General features: G+C 68.6%; 20 protein-coding genes. 11 read left to right on the top strand and 9 right to left on the bottom strand.

The genetic code is table 11. The annotated features are described in order from the left end of the window. Positions 1–22: 22 nt before the first annotated feature. The 3 genes from ABT313_RS39875 (at position 23) to ABT313_RS39865 (ending at position 4,580) form a co-directional block, all read left to right on the top strand. Positions 23–880 carry a LemA family protein gene (locus ABT313_RS39875; protein WP_350865328.1) on the top strand — a complete coding sequence of 286 codons (858 nt, stop codon included), beginning with the start codon at positions 23–25 and terminating at the stop codon, positions 878–880. Positions 881–1,096: 216 nt separating this feature from the next. Continuing rightward, positions 1,097–4,078 (top strand): AfsR/SARP family transcriptional regulator, encoded by a 2,982-nt coding sequence (locus ABT313_RS39870; protein WP_350865325.1) that lies wholly within the window; start codon positions 1,097–1,099, stop codon positions 4,076–4,078. Between the two features lie 91 nt (positions 4,079–4,169). Then, positions 4,170–4,580, top strand: a complete 411-nt coding sequence (locus ABT313_RS39865) for a hypothetical protein (protein ID WP_350865323.1) — start codon at positions 4,170–4,172, stop codon at positions 4,578–4,580. A 24-nt stretch (positions 4,581–4,604) separates the two neighbouring features. Here the strand turns inward: ABT313_RS39865 and ABT313_RS39860 are convergent, their stop codons facing one another. Further along, positions 4,605–5,315: a DedA family protein gene (locus tag ABT313_RS39860; protein WP_350865320.1), complete on the bottom strand. Its 711-nt coding sequence runs from the start codon at positions 5,313–5,315 to the stop codon at positions 4,605–4,607. Positions 5,316–5,375: 60 nt separating this feature from the next. On the opposite strand from ABT313_RS39860, the gene ABT313_RS39855 reads away from it, so the two are divergent. Then, positions 5,376–6,002 (top strand): TrmH family RNA methyltransferase, encoded by a 627-nt coding sequence (locus ABT313_RS39855; RefSeq protein WP_350865854.1) that lies wholly within the window; start codon positions 5,376–5,378, stop codon positions 6,000–6,002. On the opposite strand, the gene ABT313_RS39850 is transcribed toward ABT313_RS39855, so the two are convergent. Beyond that, a complete protein-coding gene (locus ABT313_RS39850; RefSeq protein ID WP_350865319.1) occupies positions 5,984–6,406 on the bottom strand; it encodes a MarR family winged helix-turn-helix transcriptional regulator in 423 nt (140 codons plus the stop codon). The genes ABT313_RS39855 and ABT313_RS39850 overlap by 19 nt on opposite strands. Before the next feature lie 283 nt (positions 6,407–6,689). Between ABT313_RS39850 and ABT313_RS39845 the strand changes: the two genes are divergently transcribed. The 4 genes from ABT313_RS39845 (at position 6,690) to ABT313_RS39830 (ending at position 8,861) form a co-directional block, all read left to right on the top strand. After that, the gene (locus ABT313_RS39845; RefSeq protein ID WP_350865316.1) at positions 6,690–7,001 is read left to right on the top strand and encodes a hypothetical protein; all 312 of its coding nucleotides are present in this window, start codon (positions 6,690–6,692) and stop codon (positions 6,999–7,001) included. Then, positions 6,998–7,393, top strand: a complete 396-nt coding sequence (locus tag ABT313_RS39840; protein ID WP_350865313.1) for an FUSC family protein — start codon at positions 6,998–7,000, stop codon at positions 7,391–7,393. Before ABT313_RS39845 ends, ABT313_RS39840 begins: the two co-directional genes overlap by 4 nt. Next, positions 7,383–8,540, top strand: a complete 1,158-nt coding sequence (locus tag ABT313_RS39835; RefSeq protein ID WP_350865310.1) for an alpha-amylase family glycosyl hydrolase — start codon at positions 7,383–7,385, stop codon at positions 8,538–8,540. The genes ABT313_RS39840 and ABT313_RS39835 overlap by 11 nt, the downstream gene beginning before the upstream one ends. 135 nt (positions 8,541–8,675) lie before the next feature. Next, positions 8,676–8,861: a hypothetical protein gene (locus ABT313_RS39830; protein ID WP_130442589.1), complete on the top strand. Its 186-nt coding sequence runs from the start codon at positions 8,676–8,678 to the stop codon at positions 8,859–8,861. A gap of 6 nt (positions 8,862–8,867) precedes the next feature. Here the strand turns inward: ABT313_RS39830 and ABT313_RS39825 are convergent, their stop codons facing one another. Genes ABT313_RS39825 through ABT313_RS39815 form a run of 3 tightly spaced genes read right to left on the bottom strand, consistent with a single transcriptional unit; the run spans position 8,868 to position 12,566 of the window. Further along, positions 8,868–10,601 carry an FAD-dependent oxidoreductase gene (locus ABT313_RS39825; RefSeq protein WP_350865306.1) on the bottom strand — a complete coding sequence of 578 codons (1,734 nt, stop codon included), beginning with the start codon at positions 10,599–10,601 and terminating at the stop codon, positions 8,868–8,870. After that, a complete protein-coding gene (locus tag ABT313_RS39820; RefSeq protein WP_350865304.1) occupies positions 10,598–11,443 on the bottom strand; it encodes an intradiol ring-cleavage dioxygenase in 846 nt (281 codons plus the stop codon). Before ABT313_RS39820 ends, ABT313_RS39825 begins: the two co-directional genes overlap by 4 nt. Before the next feature lie 37 nt (positions 11,444–11,480). Further along, positions 11,481–12,566, bottom strand: a complete 1,086-nt coding sequence (locus ABT313_RS39815) for a maleylacetate reductase (protein ID WP_350865301.1) — start codon at positions 12,564–12,566, stop codon at positions 11,481–11,483. Positions 12,567–12,630: 64 nt separating this feature from the next. On the opposite strand from ABT313_RS39815, the gene ABT313_RS39810 reads away from it, so the two are divergent. After that, complete coding sequence (locus ABT313_RS39810; RefSeq protein WP_350865298.1) at positions 12,631–13,413, top strand: IclR family transcriptional regulator domain-containing protein; 783 nt, start codon at positions 12,631–12,633, stop codon at positions 13,411–13,413. Here the strand turns inward: ABT313_RS39810 and ABT313_RS39805 are convergent. From ABT313_RS39805 to ABT313_RS39795, 3 genes are all read right to left on the bottom strand, one after another. After that, positions 13,410–13,832, bottom strand: coding sequence for a VOC family protein (locus ABT313_RS39805; protein ID WP_350865295.1), 423 nt, complete (start codon positions 13,830–13,832; stop codon positions 13,410–13,412). The genes ABT313_RS39810 and ABT313_RS39805 overlap by 4 nt on opposite strands. A gap of 90 nt (positions 13,833–13,922) precedes the next feature. Next, positions 13,923–14,618, bottom strand: coding sequence for a GNAT family N-acetyltransferase (locus tag ABT313_RS39800; RefSeq protein ID WP_350865293.1), 696 nt, complete (start codon positions 14,616–14,618; stop codon positions 13,923–13,925). A 4-nt stretch (positions 14,619–14,622) separates the two neighbouring features. Beyond that, complete coding sequence (locus ABT313_RS39795; protein ID WP_350865290.1) at positions 14,623–15,642, bottom strand: SIS domain-containing protein; 1,020 nt, start codon at positions 15,640–15,642, stop codon at positions 14,623–14,625. 139 nt (positions 15,643–15,781) lie between these two features. Here ABT313_RS39795 and ABT313_RS39790 point away from each other — a divergent pair, with 139 nt between their 5' ends. Beyond that, positions 15,782–16,501: a GntR family transcriptional regulator gene (locus tag ABT313_RS39790; protein WP_130388014.1), complete on the top strand. Its 720-nt coding sequence runs from the start codon at positions 15,782–15,784 to the stop codon at positions 16,499–16,501. 207 nt (positions 16,502–16,708) lie between these two features. Continuing rightward, positions 16,709–17,734 (top strand): class II fructose-bisphosphate aldolase, encoded by a 1,026-nt coding sequence (fbaA, locus tag ABT313_RS39785; RefSeq protein ID WP_350865286.1) that lies wholly within the window; start codon positions 16,709–16,711, stop codon positions 17,732–17,734. A gap of 82 nt (positions 17,735–17,816) precedes the next feature. Here the strand turns inward: fbaA and ABT313_RS39780 are convergent, their stop codons facing one another. Then, the gene (locus ABT313_RS39780; protein WP_350865283.1) at positions 17,817–18,788 is read right to left on the bottom strand and encodes a type IV toxin-antitoxin system AbiEi family antitoxin domain-containing protein; all 972 of its coding nucleotides are present in this window, start codon (positions 18,786–18,788) and stop codon (positions 17,817–17,819) included. Between the last annotated feature and the right edge of the window lie 34 nt (positions 18,789–18,822).

Raw genomic sequence — 18,822 nt, 5'->3', positions numbered from 1 at the left:
TGCCAACACTCGGGAGCTCGTCATGGTTTGGGTCATCATCGTGATCGTCGCGGTGATCGTCATTCTGGCGATCATGCTGATCACGTCGTACAACCGGTTCGTCAAGCAACGGAACCTGATCCAGGAGTCCTGGCGGCAGATCGACGTCGAGCTGCACCGCCGGTACGACCTGATCCCGAACCTGGTCGAGACCGTGCGCGCGTACGCCGCGCACGAGCGGCACGTGTTCGAGGAGGTCGCCCGGCTGCGCACCCAGGCGGTGAACGTGCAGGGCGCGACCCCGGAGCAGCGGGCGGCGGCGGAGGGTCAGCTGTCCGGTGCGCTGCGTCAGATGATGATCTCGGTCGAGGCCTACCCGCAGCTGCAGTCGAACCAGAACTTCCTCGGCCTGCAGCGCGAGCTGACCGACACCGAGGACCGGATCGCGGCCGGTCGCCGGTTCTACAACGCGAACGTCGGCGACTACAACACCCGGATCGAGGCGTTCCCGTCGAACCTGATCGCCGGCGGCTTCAAGTTCGAGAAGGCCGGGTACTTCGAGGTCAAGGACGAGCAGGTGCGCGCCGTACCGCAGGTGTCGTTCGGCACGATCGGGTCGGTCGCCGGTGAGCAGGCGCCGCCGCAGATGCAGCCGGGCGCGCCGTCGTCGGGGCAGATCCACCCGCAGATGCCGGGTGACCAGGGCAACTACCAGGCCCCGCCGCAGCCGATCCCGGGCGGCTACCAGCAGCCCCCGGCGCAACCGCCGTACCAGGGTCAGCCGGGCCAGTATCAGCAGCCCGGGCAGTACCAGGGACAGGGAGAGCCACCGGTGGGCGGGCCGCCTGCGGGTTCCCCCGCTCCGCAGGACGGTCAGCCGCCATTCACCGGTGGCCAGTAGGCACCGGATCCCCGTAGCCCAGGACCCCCGACCCCGGACTCTCTCCCAGTGCCAGACCCGGTGTGACGGCGGTCAAGTCGCCACGCCCGGGCCTGCCCTCCCCCCGGTACCTGAGTCAACAGTGCCGCAGCGAGATACATCCGGCGTACATCGGGCTTCCGCATGGTGCGACCGGATGACACGATAGGCCGGTTCAAGAGTGGAGAGGTCGGACGAGTGGACAGTCTGAGGTACGCGATCCTCGGACCTCTGCGGCTCGTCCACGTCCAGGGCCAGCCGCTGAAGGCCGCCAAACCGCGTCAGCTGCTCGCGACCCTGCTGCTCCACCCGAACCGGTTCGTCTCGACCGACCTGATCGCTGACGCGCTCTGGGAGAGCAGTCCGCCGCGGTCGGCCACTGCGAACATCCGGACGTACGTCCGGGCTCTGCGTGGCGTGCTGCAAGACGCTGGACTGCCCGCACCGATCGACACCTCGGCTGCGGGCTACAGCATCGAGGTGGGCGTCGACGAGCTCGACGCCAGCCTGTTCGAATCGCTGCTGGCCGAGGGCGGCCACCTGCGGGACGCCGGCGACGGGCGGCAGGCGATGCAGGTCCTGTCGCGTGCGTACTCGCTCTGGCGTGGCCGTCCGCTCGACGATCTACCGATGCCCGCGGCCTGGGAAGGCTCGATCGCCCGCCTGGAGGCGCAGCACCGCGGACTCGTCGACAACCTCTTGGATCTGCGGCTCGAGCACGGCGACGCGAGCGGCGCGGCCGTACTACTCAGTGCCCGTCTCACCGACGACCCGTACGACGAGCAGCTCTGGCGGCGCCTGGTCGACGCCCTTCTCGCGGCCGGCCGGGTCGGTGAGGCACGGGCGGCGTACCAGAAGGCGGTGCAGACGCTCGCGGACGAGCTCGACATCAAGCCCGGCCCCGAGCTGGAGGCAGCGGGTGCCCGCGCCGAGAACGGCCGCTCGGCCAACTGGCCCAACCCGGGCATCCCCGCGGACCGTACGGCGGAACGCGCCGAGCCGACCGCACAGCCCGGACCGATGGCGGCCCCCGAGCTGACCGACCCGGTCCGGCCGCCGAGCCAGCTCCCGCTCGACCTGGCTGACTTCAGCGGTCGGCAGGCTCACCTGGAGCAGTTGCGGGACCTGGTCTGCGGTCGTGACCCGGTGCGGCCGCCGATCGCTGTCATCTCGGGCGCACCGGGGACCGGGAAGACCTCACTGGCCGTTCGGCTAGGCCATCTGGTCCGGGAGTACTTCCCGGACGGGCAGATCTACCTGGACATGCACGGCGCGACACAGCCTCGCGATCCGGCGGCCGCACTGACCGATCTGCTGCTCAGCCTCAACCTGCCGGACTTCGCGATCCCGACCGATCCGGAGCGCCGGTCCGCAATGCTGCGGTCCGAGCTGGCAAGTCGCCGGGTGCTGATCATCCTCGACGACGTCGCCGCGGCCGGCCAGGTCACGCCGCTGATGCCCGGTACTGGTGCGTCGGCAGTCGTAGTGACGAGTCGGAACCGGCTGATGGACCTGGCCGGGGCGGACAGCATGCCGCTCGACACGTTCGACGACCGCGAGGCAGCTTTGCTGCTCTCGTCGGTCGCTGGATCGGGGCGGATCGACGCGTCCTCGCCGGAAGCCGAGGAGATCCTGACCGCGTGCGCGAACCTGCCGCTGGCGATCCGGATCGTCGGCAGCCGGCTGGCGCAGCGGCCTGATCTGAGTGCGCGAGAGCTGGCGCGACGGCTGCGGGACGAGACGTCGCGGCTGGACGAGCTGAGCATCGGCGAGCTCGCCGTACGGACGAGCGCGGACCTGAGCTACGGCGCGTTGAGTCCGGAAGAGGCCCGGCTGTACAGGCTGATCGGCCACTTCGCGGTCGGTGTGTTCTCCGCCCGCGCGTTGGAGGCAGTCGCGTCGCCGGCCGCCGTACGGCGGAGTCTGGACCGGCTGATCGAGGTCAACCTGGTCCGGATCAGCTCGGTCGACCATCGCGGCACGGCGCGGTATCGCGTCCACGATCTGCTGCGGCTCCACGCGCTCGGCGTCGGCGACGACGAGCAGAAGGCGCAGGCCGTCCGGGACGTCGAGACTGTCGTCGACGCGATCCTGAACAAGATCCGCCGCGCCAACGACGCCTTGTCCTTCGAGTACTTCGGCGTCCTCGAGCACACCGGGCCGTTGACGGCGCCCGACCCGTCGCCGTTCACCGAGGCCGACGCGATCGCCTGGCTGGACAGCGAGCGCAGTACGTTCGTGCCGGCGATCCGGGCCGCGGCGCAGAACGGATTGCACGACCACGCGTGGCGGATCGCGGCCGCGTGGGGTCCGTACCTCGACCTGCGAGCCGGGTTCGACGACTGGAACGGGTCGCACCAGCAGGGTCTGCTGAGTGCGATCGAGTGCGGCGACCGGCACGGCGAGGCGATCATGCATCGCAATCTCGGCCAGCTCGCCGTGTACCAGGACGACTGGGACAACGCGCGGCGGCACTTCGACGCGGCCGCGGAGGTGTTCGCTGAGGTGGGTGACCGGCTCGGCGAAGGCATCGTGGCCGTCGGACTCGGCACCTGGCTGCGGGAACGCGGCCAGCGCGACGAGGGGCTGGCGCAGTACGAGCGGGCGATCGAGGCGTTCGTCGAGGACGGCAACGGGAACGCCGAGGCGCTGGCGCGGACCGCGGCGGCGAATGTTTACCTGGTCCGCGGCGACCTGGACACGGCACGGAGCCTGCTGGCGCAGGCGTTCCTGATCGCCGTCCGCCGGGCCGACGCGCATCGGGAGGCCAAGGTACGCCGCCGGATCGCGGCGCTCCGCGTCAACCAGGGGCGGCACGAAGAGGCGGTTCGGCAGCTGCGTAAGGCGCTTGCGATCTTCGACGGGATGGGCGACGACCATTGCGCCGCGTACACCCGGGCGCTTCTCGGGCAGGCGTTGATGGAGCGCGGTGAGGTCGCCGCGGCGCGGAAGACGCTCCTGGACGCGATCGACGTCGGTCACCGGCTGGGCGATCGCAGCGTCGAGGGTCAGGCAGCGCAACACCTCGGCGAGCTGTACCTGTCCACGGGCAGCCTCGACAACGCCCGCCGTACCCTCGAGCGCGCCGCGCGGGTGTGGCAGCAGGCGGGCAACGACGGCGCCGCCGGCGAGTGCCGCCGGATGCTGGCCGGGTCTGAAACAGGGGTTGCGGCCGGCTGAGCCGAATGTACGGCGGCTGTATCCGGGCCGGACAGGATTCGACCATGCCACGGCACGCAGGCCGAGGTTTCGGGGAATCGGGGGAGAACCTATGGCCTGGGGGGAGGTTGCTGTGGAGCGCCCGAACGTCCCGCGGGTATCGAACCCGCGGGACAACGAGGCGGCGCTGAACTGGCAGCTGGAACGTCTCGGATCGGCGGCCTGGAAGGACTGGCCGCTGAAGTTCCAGCGGATGGCGTTCGGCTATGCGCACGACAGCGGTTGGCACGATGCGGCCGATGCGGTCGGTTGGCTCAACCATCACGACCTGCTCCGCGAAGGGGTGGCGCCACGGGGGGCGCTGGTCTGGTACCAGGCGGCAGACCGGATCCGGGTGGCTTGCTCACTCGGCTCCGGTCAGGTGGTTGGTCCGCTCCTGCTCGGCCCGGTCGAGGTTGCCGACCTGTCGCTGCTCAGCACCGACTTCGTCTGGTCGGACCCGCACTTTCCCTTCGGGCACTGACCTTCAGTCGTTCGGTACGGCCCGTCAGTCGTTCGGTACGGCGTGCTTCGGCGCGGCGTGCTTCGCCGTACCCGAGCCGCCCTGGCCGTCGGAGTTCTTGTTGCGGTTGCGGCGCTTGGCGAGGAAGTACTCGACGACCATCGGGATCAGCGAGACCAGCACCAGCAGGATCAGCGCGGCCTCGAGGTTCTTGTGGATGAACTCGACGTTGCCGAGCGCGTGGCCGAGCAGCGTGATCGTCGGCGCCCAGAGCACCGCTCCGACCGCCGTCCAGACGAAGAACTTGCGCGGCTCCATCTTCCCGGCGCCCGCGACGATCGTGACGAACGTGCGGACGATCGGCACGAACCGGGCCATCACCAGTGCACGCGGGCCGTACCGCTCGAAGAACTCGTGCGTCTGCTCGATGTACTTCGGTTTGAGGATCCGGGCGTTCGGATTGCGGAACAGGGACGTCCCCAGGAAGCGGCCGATGTAGTAACCGGACACGTTGCCGAGGAACGCGGAGATGGTCAGCAGCACGCAGGCCAGCCACAGCGGTACGTCGATGGTGCCCTGCGCGATGAAAAGGCCGACTGCGAACAGCAGTGAGTCACCGGGCAGGATCGGGAACAACACCCCGCACTCGATGAACACCACAATCAGCGTGCCCCAGAGGGCCCAGTTACCCATCCAGTTCAGGAGGTACTCCGGGTCCATCCAGTTCGGCATCAGCATCGCGACAAGAGGAAGCACGCGGACAGGGTAGCGTCCCGACCTGTGCATGAGCTGAGCAGCGACCTCCGGGGCGCGGACATGGTCGGGCCGAACGAGGTCGGCGTCGGCCCGTGGGTGGGCGATCGGCCGGACGACCCGCGGCTGGATCCGGAGTTGCTCGCCGAGGGTGACCGGCGCAACGTCGTCGACAAGTACCGGTACTGGAAGCTCGAGGCGATCGTCCAGGACCTGGACCGGCAGCGGAACCCGTTCCACGTCGCGATCGAGAACTGGCAGCACGACCTGAACATCGGCTCGGTCGTGCGGACAGCGAACGCTTTCCTCGCGGCGGAGGTCCACATCGTCGGCAACCGGAAATGGAACCGCCGCGGCGCGATGGTCACCGACCGCTACCAGCACGTCCGCCACCAGCCGACGCTGGCCGACCTGGCGTCGTACGCCGCCGCCCGTGGCCTGCCCGTCATCGGCATCGACAACCTGCCCGGCTCGGTCCCGCTGGAGACCTACGACCTCCCGCGCGAATGTGTCCTGCTCTTCGGTCAGGAGGGTCCCGGGCTGACCGAAGATGCCCACGCGATCTGCACAGCCGTCCTCTCGATCGCGCAATTCGGCTCGACCCGCTCGATCAACGCCAGTGCCGCGGCCGCGATCGCCATGCACGCGTGGATCCGCCGTCACACGTTCGGTCAGCCGTCGAGCAGCTGATCCAGGATTCCGGCGGCCAACTGGAGTACGGCGCGCTCGGTCGGGTTGAGCCGGGTTTCGATGGCTTCGGCCAGCCAGTCATCGGAGCTCTTCATATGTTCGCGAAGCAGGTGCCGGCCGCTGTCCGTCAGCTCGATCGTGTGCCGGCGGCGGTCCTGCGCGTCCTGCTCTCTTTTGATGAGGTCCTGTTCTTCCAGGCTCGCCAGCACCCGCGTCAACGATTGCGGCTGCACGCGCTCGGCCGCTGCGATCTCGCTCGCCGTCAGCACTCCCCGGCGATGCAGCTGGCCCAGCACGGCAACGCCCGTACTCCCGAGTCCGTCGCCTGTCCGCTCTGCCCGCAACCGCAGGGCCAGCCGGGTGCTGGTTCGCCTGAGCGCGATCGCAGTATCGTAAGCTTCCATTAACCAACCTTCTGATGACTACGCTTAGAAATGCTAAGCTCAGCTTACTATGAGCGTCCTGCACTGGTCTCGAGACACGCCTGTTGTCCCGACTCAGATGGTCACCGCGGCCCTCGCGATGGCTGGTCCCATCACCTATGGCGTCACCACCAACCACCTCGCCCACGCCTCGTTCGCAGCGCTCGGGGCCCTGGCCACGCCCCACCTTGGGCGCGCACCAACCATTCGCCGGCGGCTCGTGCGGTTGGTGGGTGCACAAAGTGGTCTTGGGGTGGTGGTGACGGTGGGTGCCCTGGTTGGGGTGTGGCTGGGTGGGCGGGGGTGGGGTGGTGCGGCCGGCGTGGTCGGGCTGGCGGCGGTGGCGGCTGTTGTGGGTGGGTTCAGTCGGTGGATGGCGGACGCGACGACGCGGTTCGTCACCTTTCTCGTGATGGCGACCGGGCTGGGCGCGGCTGATCCGTGGGGGGTGGCACGCTGGTTCGCGCTCGGGGTCGCGTGGGCGGTCGTGCTCGGGTTGGCGTTCTCGTCCGCTGGGCCTGAAGCCGCGCGGCCGACGTACCGGCTGTTGTGGCGGCGCTTGCTGTTGCGGAAGTGATAGGCCAGCTGTGGCATCAGGAGAAGGGTTACTGGATCGCGCTGGCCGTGGTGATCGTCGTACGGCGTCGTGGCGGATCGTTGCTTCGGGCAACAGAGCGCTGCGCCGGGACCTGTGCCGGCGTACTGATCGGCGGCCTGCTGATCCTGTGGGCGCCGCCGTCGGGGGTGATCGTGGTGGTCGTCAGTGTCCTTGCCGGACTGCGGCCGTTGCTGAAGGAACGCAACTACGCTGCTTATGCCACCGTCATGACCCCGCTGGTCGTGCTGCTGATGGACCTCGGCCGTACGCCGGAGCTGTCGACCGTCGGGTACCGGCTCGTCGACACCGTGATCGGCTGCCTGATCGCGATCGTTCCTACTTTGCTGTTGAGGAGAAGACATGTGGGCTGACCACGCGATCTGGTGGCAGATCTACCCGCTCGGATTCACGGCCGATCGCACCGGCGCCCGCCTGGCGCACCTGGAGAACTGGCTCGACTACGCCATCGAACTGGGCTGCAACGGACTCCTGCTCGGTCCGATCTTCGCGTCCGAGACGCACGGCTACGACACCATCGACCATTTCCGCATCGACCCTCGCCTGGGTGACGAGGCCGACTTCGACCGCCTGGTCGCCAAGGCGCACGATCGCGGTCTGCGGATCGCCCTCGACGGCGTCTTCAACCACGTGGCGCGCTCGTTCGTCCACCCGGAGTGGTTCCGGAGCGACGGCGCGACCTTCGAGGGCCACGAGCACCTGGTCACCCTCGACCACAGCAATCCCGCCGTCGCGCAGTACGTCGGCGATGTACTGCGTCATTGGCTCGACCGCGGCGTGGACGCGTGGCGCCTGGACGCGGCGTACGCCGTGCCGCCCGAGTTCTGGCGCGCCGTGCTGCCGCGGGACCGGGACGCCTGGTACTTCGGCGAGGTGATCCACGGGGATTACGCCGCCTACGTGGAGAAGAGCGGGCTCGACTCGGTCACGCAGTACGAGCTGTGGAAGGCGATCTGGAGCTCGCTGAACGACGGCAACTTCTTCGAGCTCTCGTACGCGCTGGGCCGGCACAACGCGCTGCTCGACACGTTCGTCCCGCAGACGTTCGTCGGCAACCACGACGTGACCCGGCTCGCGACCCGCCTCGAGGACGAGCGGCATCTCGGGCACGCGCTCGCGATCCTGTTCGCGGTCGGCGGCGTACCGAGCGTCTACTCGGGGGACGAGCAGGCGTTCCGCGGCCTGAAGGAGGACCGTGCCGGCGGTGACGATGCGATTCGCCCTGCCTTTCCGGACACGCCCGACGAGTTGGCGTCGTACGGTTGGCCGACGTACCGCCTCCACCAGGAGCTCATCGGTCTGCGGAGGCGCCACTCGTGGCTCACGCGGACTCACACAGAGGTCGAGCACGTGACCAACCAGACGATCGCCCTGCGGGCCCGGCACAGCGACGAATGGGTGCTGCTCCTGCTCAACGTCTCGAACTCGGACGCTGAGTTCCCGGTCGAGGATGCGGTCGTCGTCCCGCCGCACAGCTGGAAATTCTTGACACATCCGTAACGTGCGGCCGGGGTGCCGCGTTGTACCCGATGACAGAAGTGAGGCTTCTCGACCAAAGTCAGCCCCAACTCGGGGGGCTCGGCGTGCATCAAGCACGTCGTACGGGTTTGCGACGGGAATCATGGGGGTTTGTTGATGAACGCTCTGTGGGACGAACTGATACACGAGTTGGGGACCGTGCGCGCCTTGAGCGCGGCGGCTCTGGAGGCGCGCACGGAGACCTCGCGGGTCGCGCTGATCACCCTGCTGGACGCCGAGACCGCGGAGATCTCGGCGATCCTCGACCAGATCCTCCGCTCCGAAGCGTCATCGGCGGCCTAAGAGCGGTCAGGCACGCCCGAGGAGCGCGCTGACCGCCTGCTGCAGCGCATCGGTCGGGTCGTCGGGCTGTTCGAACGAGCGGTAGGCGATGTGTGCGTCCGGACGGACGAGGAGACAGCCCTCGTCCGGGATCTCGCGCACCCGCGCCCAGTCTCCGTACAGGTCGTCCAGCTCACGGCCCGGCCCGATCACGTACGGCTCGATCGGTACGCCGAGGTGCTCGGACACGGACTGCGCCGCCTTCACCCACGCGTCGCCGCCGATGCCGGTCAGCAGCGTGAACCGGCCCTTGCCGACCACGTCCAGCGTGCTGACGGTCTCCGACCCGCGGGTCAGCCAGCAGTGCGGGATCCGGGCGCCCGGCCAAGTCGTCGGGTGGTAGTACAGCTCCTGATCCCGCTCGTACGGCGGCTCGGGTGTGCCGTCCTCGACCACGGCGGAGGACTTGTAGCGGTGCCCGAGCTCGACGCCGTGCGCGTTGAACTCGTAGTCCTTGAGCTCGATCGCCTGCCGCAGTTCCTCGCGCTGTGCGGCGCCTTCGGGAGTGTCGTCCTTGCGGGACTCGATCGTCCGGCCGGCCGGCGCGTCCGGGGTCATGCCAAGGGCGCGGAAGATCTGCCCGAACTGGTTGCGGCTCTTGTTGGCGCGGTCAACGATCTGCTTGGCGATCGGCGCTCGCTCGTCGTCGTAGGTGTCGAGCAGGTCGGGCGAGGCCTGGCCCTTCAGGACCAGAGCCAGCTTCCACGCCAGGTTGTACGCGTCCTGGATCGACGTGTTCGAGCCGAGTCCGTTGCTCGGCGGGTGCCGGTGGATCGCGTCGCCCATACAGAACACGCGGCCCTTGGAAGCCTTCTCGGCGTACATGTGGTTGACGCTCCAGACCGACGTACTCTTCAGCTTCACGTCGATGGTGTCGTCGCCGACCAGGTTGTGCACGATCTCGGTCGCCATCGCCTCGTCGACCACCGGCGCGGGCTGCGAGATGTCGTAGCCCCAGACGATCAGCCATTCGTTCCACGGGCGGACCATGCGGACCAGTCCGGCGCCGATCCCGCCGATCTGCGCGCCCGGCTGGAGGACCCAGTACAAGACGCTCGGGCGATGCGCGACGTACCGGCTGAGGTCTGCCTCGAAGACGATGTTCATCGAGCCCTCGATGTCCATCGCCCCGGCCATCGGCAGCTCGATGTCCTGGGCAACCTTGCTGCGTCCGCCGTCGGCCCCGATCAGGTACTTCGCCCGGATCTGGTACGTCGTGTCGCTGAGCCGATCGCGGACCGTCGCGGTGACGCCGTCGTCGTCCTGCTCCAGCGACAGGTACTCCGTGTTGAAGCGGAGCTGTGCCCCGCGGCTGGCCGCCGTACTGACGAGGATCGGCTCGAAGAGAGTCTGCGGGAGGTCGCACGGCAGGCACGGACTCGCCTCGGTGTAGTCGGCGAGCCGGCGCGGATGCGTGCCCCAGGTGCGGATCCGGCCGATCTCCTCGCCCGCGAGGCTGGTGCAGAAGGCCGTTTGCCCCATCAGGTCGTGGGCGGTGCCGTTGTCGATGATCTGGTCCTCGATGCCCATGTCGCGCATCAGCTCGATCGTGCGCTGGTTGGTGATGTGCGCACGAGGCGTGTTCGCGGTCCAGCCGTACCGGGTCAGGACGATGTTGTCGACGCCGTACGTGGACAGGAAGAGCGAGGCGGCGCCGCCGGCCGGGCCGCTGCCGACGATGAGGACGTCTGTCGTGATCACGCTTGCGTCTCCTCGGTGGTCGCGAGCACCAGGTCGTACTCGACGGAGTAGTAGGTCTTGCCCTCGTCCTGGTGTTCGGTGAAGTCGGCGATCAGGGACTGCTTGACTCCGAAGACCGCATCCGTGTCGAGGTACTGGTCGCCGGCCGCGAAGACGTGAGTGATGAGCCGGCTGTAGCCGGGAGCCGTCACCATGAAGTGGATGTGCGCCGGACGCATCGGGCCACGTCCGCCGGCCCGCAGCAGCTCGCCGACCGGTCCGTCGTCGGGGATCGGGTAGGCGACCGGCTTCACCGCCCAGAACCGATAGTTGCCTTCAGCATCGGTTGTGAGATGGGCGCGGTTCTGTGGCCCGTCGAGGTCCTTCTGTACGTCGTAGAACCCGTCCTCATCGGCCTGCCAGGTCTCGACGAGCGCACCGGCGATCGGCTCGCCCTTGGTGTTGAGGACCTTGCCACTCACCAGGCACGGCTGTCCCGGGGCGCCGTTCGCGATGTCGTCGCCGAGTTGCGCTTCGGGCGATCCCTCGACGAAGAACGGGCCGAACACGGTGGACTGCGTCGCCTCGGGCGGCTTGCGGTTGCCGAGCCCGACGGTCAGCATCGACAGCCCGAGTACGTCGGCCAGCAGCACGAACTCCTGCCGCGTACCGGTGGAGATCTGGCCGGTCCGGGTGAGGAAGTCGATCGCGGTGAAGTACTCGTCCTCGGTCAGCTCCACCTCCCGCGCGAACGCGTGCAGGTGCCGTACGAGGGCGCTCATCACTGTCTTGTAGCGGTCGCTCGCGCTGCCGTCGAAGCTGGCCACCACCGCTTCGGTCAGGTCATCGCCTTGCAGATCCATCGGTCTCCTCGTTCGTCCAAGGGTTCATCAAGGTGCGTCACGGTCGCGTGCCGGCCCAGGCGCGGGTGAGGATCTCGCGCACCAGGTCCTCGGTCACGGGGATCGGGTTGTCGGTGGGCTTGAACGCCGTCGCTGCTTCTCGCGCCTGGTCCTCGGTCAGCCCTAGGTCCTTGAGGCTGGTCGGGACCTCCGCCGCCTCGAACAGGTCGTACAGTCCGGCTGCCAGATCTGTTGCGTCGAGCGCTGCTTCCAGGCGTGCTTTTGATCGTGGCACTGCGGGAGCATTGATGCGGGCAACCTGTGGCAGCACGGCTGCGTGCGTTTCCGCGTGGGGGAGGCCGTAGGTGCCGCCGAGCAGGTGGCACAGCTTGTGATGCAGTCCCGTGCCGGCAGTCGCCAACGCCGAGCCGGCCAGGCAGGCGCCGTACAGGAGGTTGCTGCGGGCATCTAAATTCAGTGGGTCGGCGAGTGTTTGACGTAGGCCGCCGGCGAGGGTGCGGAGTCCTTCGACCGCGATGACTTCGGTGATCGGGTCGGCCTTCGGTGTCCAGACGGCCTCGACGCAGTGCGCGATCGCGTTGGCGACGCTTGCTGCGGTGACCTTCTTCGGCAGATGCTGGCTCAGGACCGGGTCGTACACGACGACTCGCGGCAGCACGCCCAGATCAGTGCCGGTCGTCTTGCTCCCGCCGGAGGTCTCGCCCCAGACCGGCGTCATCTCGGACCCGGCGTAGGTCGTGGGCACCGCCACGATCGCCACCTCGCTGGTGAGGGCGACTGCTTTGGCGAGGCCGATTGCCGAGCCGCCGCCGATGGCGATGATCCCGTCGGCGTCGACCTCGCGCGCTTTGGCCCGGGCCTGTTCCGCGACCTCGGTCGGGACGTGCTGGGTCACGCCGTCGATCCGCCCCGCGAACCGGTCGCCCAGCTGCACCTCGACCACGTCCGCCGCATCACGCGCCGAGTTGGTCGCGACGACCAGCGCCCGCCGTACCCCGAGGGTCTCGATCTCGCCGGCCACCTGGTCGAGCGAGCCCGCTCCGAACACCACTCGCCCCGGCAGGAACGTGTGTACGAACCCGGCCTGAGGCTCCGCTCGTCCCGGTTCTGCTGGACGCGGCATCGGCAGCTCCGATAGGATTTCGCTCAGCGAATAGTTCTTCTTTCAACGAAAAGTAGGCTAGCCGATGGCGAGTGACGCGTCTACAGGCACGTTTCTGCAAGGCCTGGAGCGCGGGCTCGCGGTGATCCGCGCGTTCTCCGCCGAGGCGCCCTCGCTGACCCTGAGCGAGGTGGCGCGAGCGGTCGGCATCACGCCCGCGACCGCGCGGCGGATCCTGCTGACCCTGGAAGAGCTCGGGTACGTCCGCAGCGACCACCGCCGCTTCTCGCTCACCCCGCGCGTGCTGGCTCTCGGCTGGGCCTACCTGTCGTCGCTGGATCTCGGCGAACTGGCCGGCCCGTTCATGGAGGAGCTGAGCGCCAAGACCCGCGAGTCCTGCTCGATCGCGACCCTCGACCTACCGGACATCGTGTACGTCGCGCGCGTCCCCACCAGCCGGATCATGACGGTCGCCCTCGGCGTCGGCGCCCGGCTCCCGGCGTACCCGACGTCGATGGGGCGGGTCCTGCTCGCGGGCCTTCCGGAGGAGGAGCTCACGTCGTATCTCGACTCGCTGCAGGCCGAGGCACTCACCAATCGCACGGTCACGTCCCCGGACAACCTGCGCGCGACGATCGCCCAGGCCCGCACGGACGGCTATGCGCTCGTCGACCAGGAGCTCGAGCAGGGCCTCCGCTCGATCGCCGCCCCCATCCACAACTCCCGAGGCCGCGTCATCGCCGCCCTCAACGTCTCCGCCCACGCCTCCCGCTCGACGCCGACCTCCCTCCGCACCGAAGCCCTCCCACACCTCCAACAAGCCGCCGCCCAAATAACCACCGCCCTAACCCACCGCGGCAACTTCTAGGCGCTCTTCAGGCCTTTGAGGATCTCCAGGTAGTGCGGGTTGGTCATGATGCCGATGAGGTTGCCGAACGGGTCGACTACCGACGCCGTGCGGAAGCCAGTGTTGTTGCCGCGTTCGGTGATCGGTTCCTGGAGGGTGGCGCCGTGGTCGAGGAGGTGCTGGAGCTCGGCTTCCAGGTCGTCGACGTGCCAGTGAATAACGGCGCCGGCGGGGCCCGACGTGACCTGGTGCGTGGCGTACTTGGCGTCGATGATCCCCAGCTCGCATTGGAAATCGCCGAAGCGGAACTCGACGTACGCCGGGTCGTCGGCGCTCGGCACGGCGTAGTACGCCTCGATGCCGAGCAGCTCCTCGTACCAGGTGCGTGCCGCCTTCACATCCGCGGCGTAGAAGCTGACGGTGGCGAATCCTCGCAACATCGTGGTGGTCCTTTCGTCGGGTCTTCCCGGTTGATGACCACCACGATTCCAGCCAAAGTGCTCACCGAGTGAGCACTTTGTTGGGCGAAGTCAGGCGTCAGTACGCAGACGGCCGTGCAGGTGCCAGTCGTGCCACCCGTCGGCGTGCTTGATCGCCTGCCGCAACGTGCCCTCCACGCCGTAACCCGTTCGCTCGGCGACGCGGCAGGACGCTGTGTTGACCGTGGAGTGCTGAATACCCAGGCGGTTGAAGCCGATCGACCCGAACGCCCAGGCCGAGAGCACCTCAACCGACCTCGCGGCAACGGACCGGCCCCGAGCCGCCGGGGTCACCCAGTACGACAGACTGGCCGACCCCTCCGCGAGCGAGATGCTGCGCAGACCGACCTGCCCAACCACCAGCCCGTCGCCACCGTGCCCGCCGCCAACCGCCGCCTCGACACCCCCGATCGCGCCGCCACCCACGTCGACTACTGCCCAACTGGCGGCTGTCTCGGAAGTCCAGCGCTGGGGCCACTGGTCGATCCACTCGGTCGCCTCCTCGAGTGTGTCGAGCCGGCGGACGTGCCACCGCTGGATGTCAGGACACGTGAACGCCGCCAGCACAGCGCTCGCGTCGTCGCGCCGCCACGGCCGCAGAACCAACCCGTCGCTCTGCAACGGTCCCGGGGACGATCCGTCGTCCTGCGACGGATGTGTGGGCGGGCCGGTGGCTGCTGTCAGGTGCGGCTGGGTGGCGTCTCGGAGTGTTCCTTCGGGTAGTGCTGGATCGACGAGGAGCGGCACGGGGTCAGTCTGTCTGGGTTACCTTGCGGAGGCCTCGGGGGGCGTCGGGGTCGAGGCCGAGTTTGCGGGCCAGGAGTTCGATGGCTCGTTGGGCTGGGATGACGAGAGCCAGCGGGGCGAGCGTCTCGGGGAGGGCCGGGCCGGGGAGGTTCACGTCGCAGCGGTTGGCGAAGGTGGGGTCGCCGCCGATGCCGAGGATCTTGCTGCCCTTCTCGCGGACGAGGCCGGCCAGCTCGGTCATGCCGGGGAGCGCGGGGCCGTCGCCCGCCGCGACCAGGATCGTGACCAGGTCGGCGTCGACGACAGCGATCGGGCCGTGCTTCAGGTCGGCGTACGAGAGTCCGCGCACCGGCTGGAGGCAGGTCTCCTCGAGCTTCAGGGCGACCTCGAGAGTCGTGCCGAACGTGAGTCCGCGACCGCTCGCGAGTACGTCGTGGGCGCCGGCGAGCAGGTCCGCGGCTGCCTCGACTGATCCGGACAGCATCTTGGCCGCCTCGTCCGGCACCCGCGCGATGTCCGCGTCGAGCGTCCCGGGCCGCTGCGCAAGCGCGTCCACAGCCACCGTGATCGCGGCCAGCTGTGTCGTGTAGGTCTTGGTGGCAGGTACGGCGAGCTCCTTGCCCGCCTGCGTGATCAGCGCGACGTCGGCCGTCGAGGCCAGCGGGCTGTCGCCGTCGTTCGTGATGCCGACGATCGCGGCGCCGTTCCGCTTCGCCCACTCGGCGGTGTCGACGATCTCCTGGGTCGCACCCGACTGGCTGACCGCGACGACCAGCGAGTTCGACAGGTCGAGGTTCGCGCCGTACAGCGTAGCCACCGAGGGGGCGGCCAGCGACGCCTGCCGGCCGGCGTGGATCTCGGTCAGGTACCGCCCGTAGACCCCGGCGTTGTCCGACGAACCGCGGGCCACGAAGATCACGTGCCGCCGCCCGGCGGCGAGCCTGGTGATGTCGTGCCGCAGCGGCAGAACATGCTCGAACGTCGCCGCGAGCGCCGCCGGCTGCTCGGCGATCTCGCGCGCCATCTGGGTTTCCTGGACGGGCACAGACACCACTGGGATCACTGGTCCTATCTGGTCTTAACAGGTATGCTGCGCACGATAGCAGTGAGCGGCGTCCCGGGGCACCCCCGAGATCCGCCCAGGTCTGGAGGATCGAGATTCCATGGTGGCGACCAAGCGGGCCCAGGTCCGATCGGTGCTGGAACGGCTGATCGATGTCGAGCTGCATCCCGGCGATCCGATCCCGTCCGAGCGGGCCCTGGTGGACAAGCTGAACGTCTCCCGGGTGACCGTCCGGCAGGCGATCAGCGACCTGGTCGAGTCCGGCGCGTTGGAGCGGGTGCACGGCAAGGGCACCTTCGTCACCGGCCCCCAGGTCGACTCCCAACTGCACCTGACCTCGTTCTCCCGGGAGATGCGGGCCCGTGGCCTGGAGCCCGGGACCGTGGTGCTGTCGGCCAGCGAGATCGAGGCCTCCGACGAGACCGCGAAGGGCCTGCGGGTCGCCAAGGGCACCAAGGTGATCCGGGTCGAGCGGCTCCGCACGGCCGACGCCTCGCCGATGGCCTACGAGGTCGGCTACTACCCGTCCGCGCTCTTCCCCGGCCTGCTCGGCCGCGAGCTCGGCACTCTGTACGACGTCTTTGCCAGTGAGTACGACGTCGTCGTCACCTCCGGTGAGCAGACCGTCCGGGCGGACAACGCCGACGGTCATGTCGCCCGGGTGCTCGGCGTGGCCAGGCGGGCACCCCTGCTGGTCCTCGAGCGCACCACGTTCGCCGGCCGCAAGGTCGTCGAACTGTCCTGGTCGGCCTACCGCGCCGACCGCTACCGGCTGCACATGGCCCTGACCCCGCGCGGCCCGCGAACCGGGTCCGCCTGACCGTCCCCGGAGCGGCCTCCACCCCGGGAGGACATCCGGACGCAACGAACTGGATCGGTCCTGTTCATCAACTGGTCTACATCCCTGCCGATCGCTCCCCGGCCACCGGGCCGGCCCGGCAGGCAGGCCGCTGGTCACGACGAAGTGCCAGGCGGCAATACTGGAGCCGAACCCACAAGAACTGTGTTGTGAGGAGTACCGCGAGACATGCCTATTGCAACCCCTGAGGTCTATGCCCAGATGCTGGACAAGGCCAAGCAGAACCGCTTCGCCTACCCGGCCATCAATGTCAGCTCCTCGCAGACGCTGAACGCCGCGATCCGCGGTTTCGCCGAGGCCGGCTCGGACGGCATCATCCAGGTCTCCACCGGCGGCGCGGAGTACCTGTCCGGTCCGACCGTGAAGCACATGGTGACCGGTGCGGTCGCGCTGGCGGCCTACGCGCACGAGGTCGCCAAGAACTACCCGGTGAACATCGCGCTGCACACCGACCACTGCCCGAAGGACAAGCTCGAGGGCTTCGTCCGCCCGCTGCTGGAGATCTCCGCCGAGCGCGTCGCGCGTGGCGAGAACCCGCTGTTCCAGTCGCACATGTGGGACGGCTCGGCGGTGCCGCTGGCCGAGAACCTGGAGATCGCCAAGGAGCTGCTGGCCAAGACGGCCGCGGCGAAGATCGTCCTGGAGATCGAGGTCGGCGTCGTCGGCGGCGAGGAGGACGGTGTCGCCAACGAGATCAACGAGAAGCTCTACACCACCGTCGAGGACGGCCTGGCCACGGTCGAGGCGCTCGGCACCGGTGAGAACGGCCGCTACCTGACCGCGCTGACCTTCGGCAACGTGCACGGCGTCTACAAGCCGGGTGCGGTCAAGCTGCGGCCGGAGATCCTGGCCGAGATCCAGGAGCAGGTCGGCGCCAAGGTCGGCAAGGAGCGTCCGTTCGACCTGGTGTTCCACGGCGGCTCCGGCTCGACGCTCGAGGAGATCCGGGCTGCGGTCGACCACGGTGTCATCAAGATGAACGTCGACACCGACACGCAGTACGCGTTCACGCGGCCGGTGGCGGCGCACATGTTCAGCAACTACGACGGCGTGCTGAAGGTGGACGGCGAGGTCGGCAACAAGAAGGCCTACGACCCGCGCGCCTGGGGCAAGGCGGGCGAAGAGGGTATGGCGAACCGCGTCGGCGAGGCCTGCGAGAGCCTCCGCTCGACGGGTACGTCGCTGAACGGCTGACATCATTTGGGTCCTCCTCTAGGGGATCTTCGAGGGGCTCACCACCGCGTCGACTGCACGCGGCGGTGGGCCTTTCTGTCTGTCACATCCGGGCTCGGGCCTGGTTGAAGTGGCGGATGCCGGTGCGGCGGGCTGCCCGGGTGAACGTGGTTCGGATGCGGTCGGCCACGGTCGGTGGGTCGTCGAGGTCTGCCCAGGAGATCCGGCAGTGCTCGACGGGTTGCGGTCCGTCTGGATCGGCGGCCAGTGTTTCGGGGAGTGGTTCTTCGACAGAGGGCTCGAATTCCTCGCACCAGAAGGGGAAACGCGCCTCGAACTCGACGACAGTGCGCTCGTCGGGGAACCAGAGTCCTTCGGCCGGGAAGTCCGGGTCGTCGGCTAGTGGCGGCAGTGACGGGCTTGGAGTCGGCAAGCCGGCGGTGGCAAGGATCAGGCGCAGGCGGGACTCGGCGATCGAGGCGGCACCCGTGAGGTGGTCCAGGACCGCGAGCGCACGTTTGCTGCCGTGGTCGAGCGTGGAGACCGCATGTCTCAGCGTGCGCATGCTGACGAGACCGGCGTACAGCGCGGCGTCGGCGAGAACGACTGCAGAGGCCGGTGATGCGGTGGCGGAGACCTCGGCGATTGCACGGGCCGGTGAGGCCATGCGCAGCCCGTTCCACAGTTGGAGGCCGGGGCCGACGGGATCACGGATGTGGCGATGGACGCCGCCGCGTATTCGGCCGGATCGCCCGTCGGGAGCTGTCACGTGGACGCGTGTCAGGTCGAGACCCCAGACCGGTAGGGCGTGAAGAGCCGCGGCGGTTTGGTGGCTCGCGAACACGTTGGGCCCGCCGGCGCGGAGGACGCGGTACACCTTCCGCAGGTGCAACACCTCGTCGGTGACGAGCATGAGTGAGCGTTGGGCGGCATACGTCCCGCGCCGGATCCGGCGCCAAGCACCGGTGTGCAACAAGGAGTCGATGTCAGCGTCGGGGTAACCGCAGGCACGCGCGTCGGCCCGGGTGAACACGCCACCGCGGATCGACGCCATCACAGCAAGTTGAGGATTCATGCCCTAGAAATTGCCGTGATCGGCCCCCGGGCAG

Source organism: Kribbella sp. NPDC000426 (assembly GCF_040300265.1).
GTDB lineage: Bacteria > Actinomycetota > Actinomycetes > Propionibacteriales > Kribbellaceae > Kribbella.
Note: the sequence above shows the minus strand (reverse complement) of the source record. Positions and strands in the feature narration are given on the sequence as shown.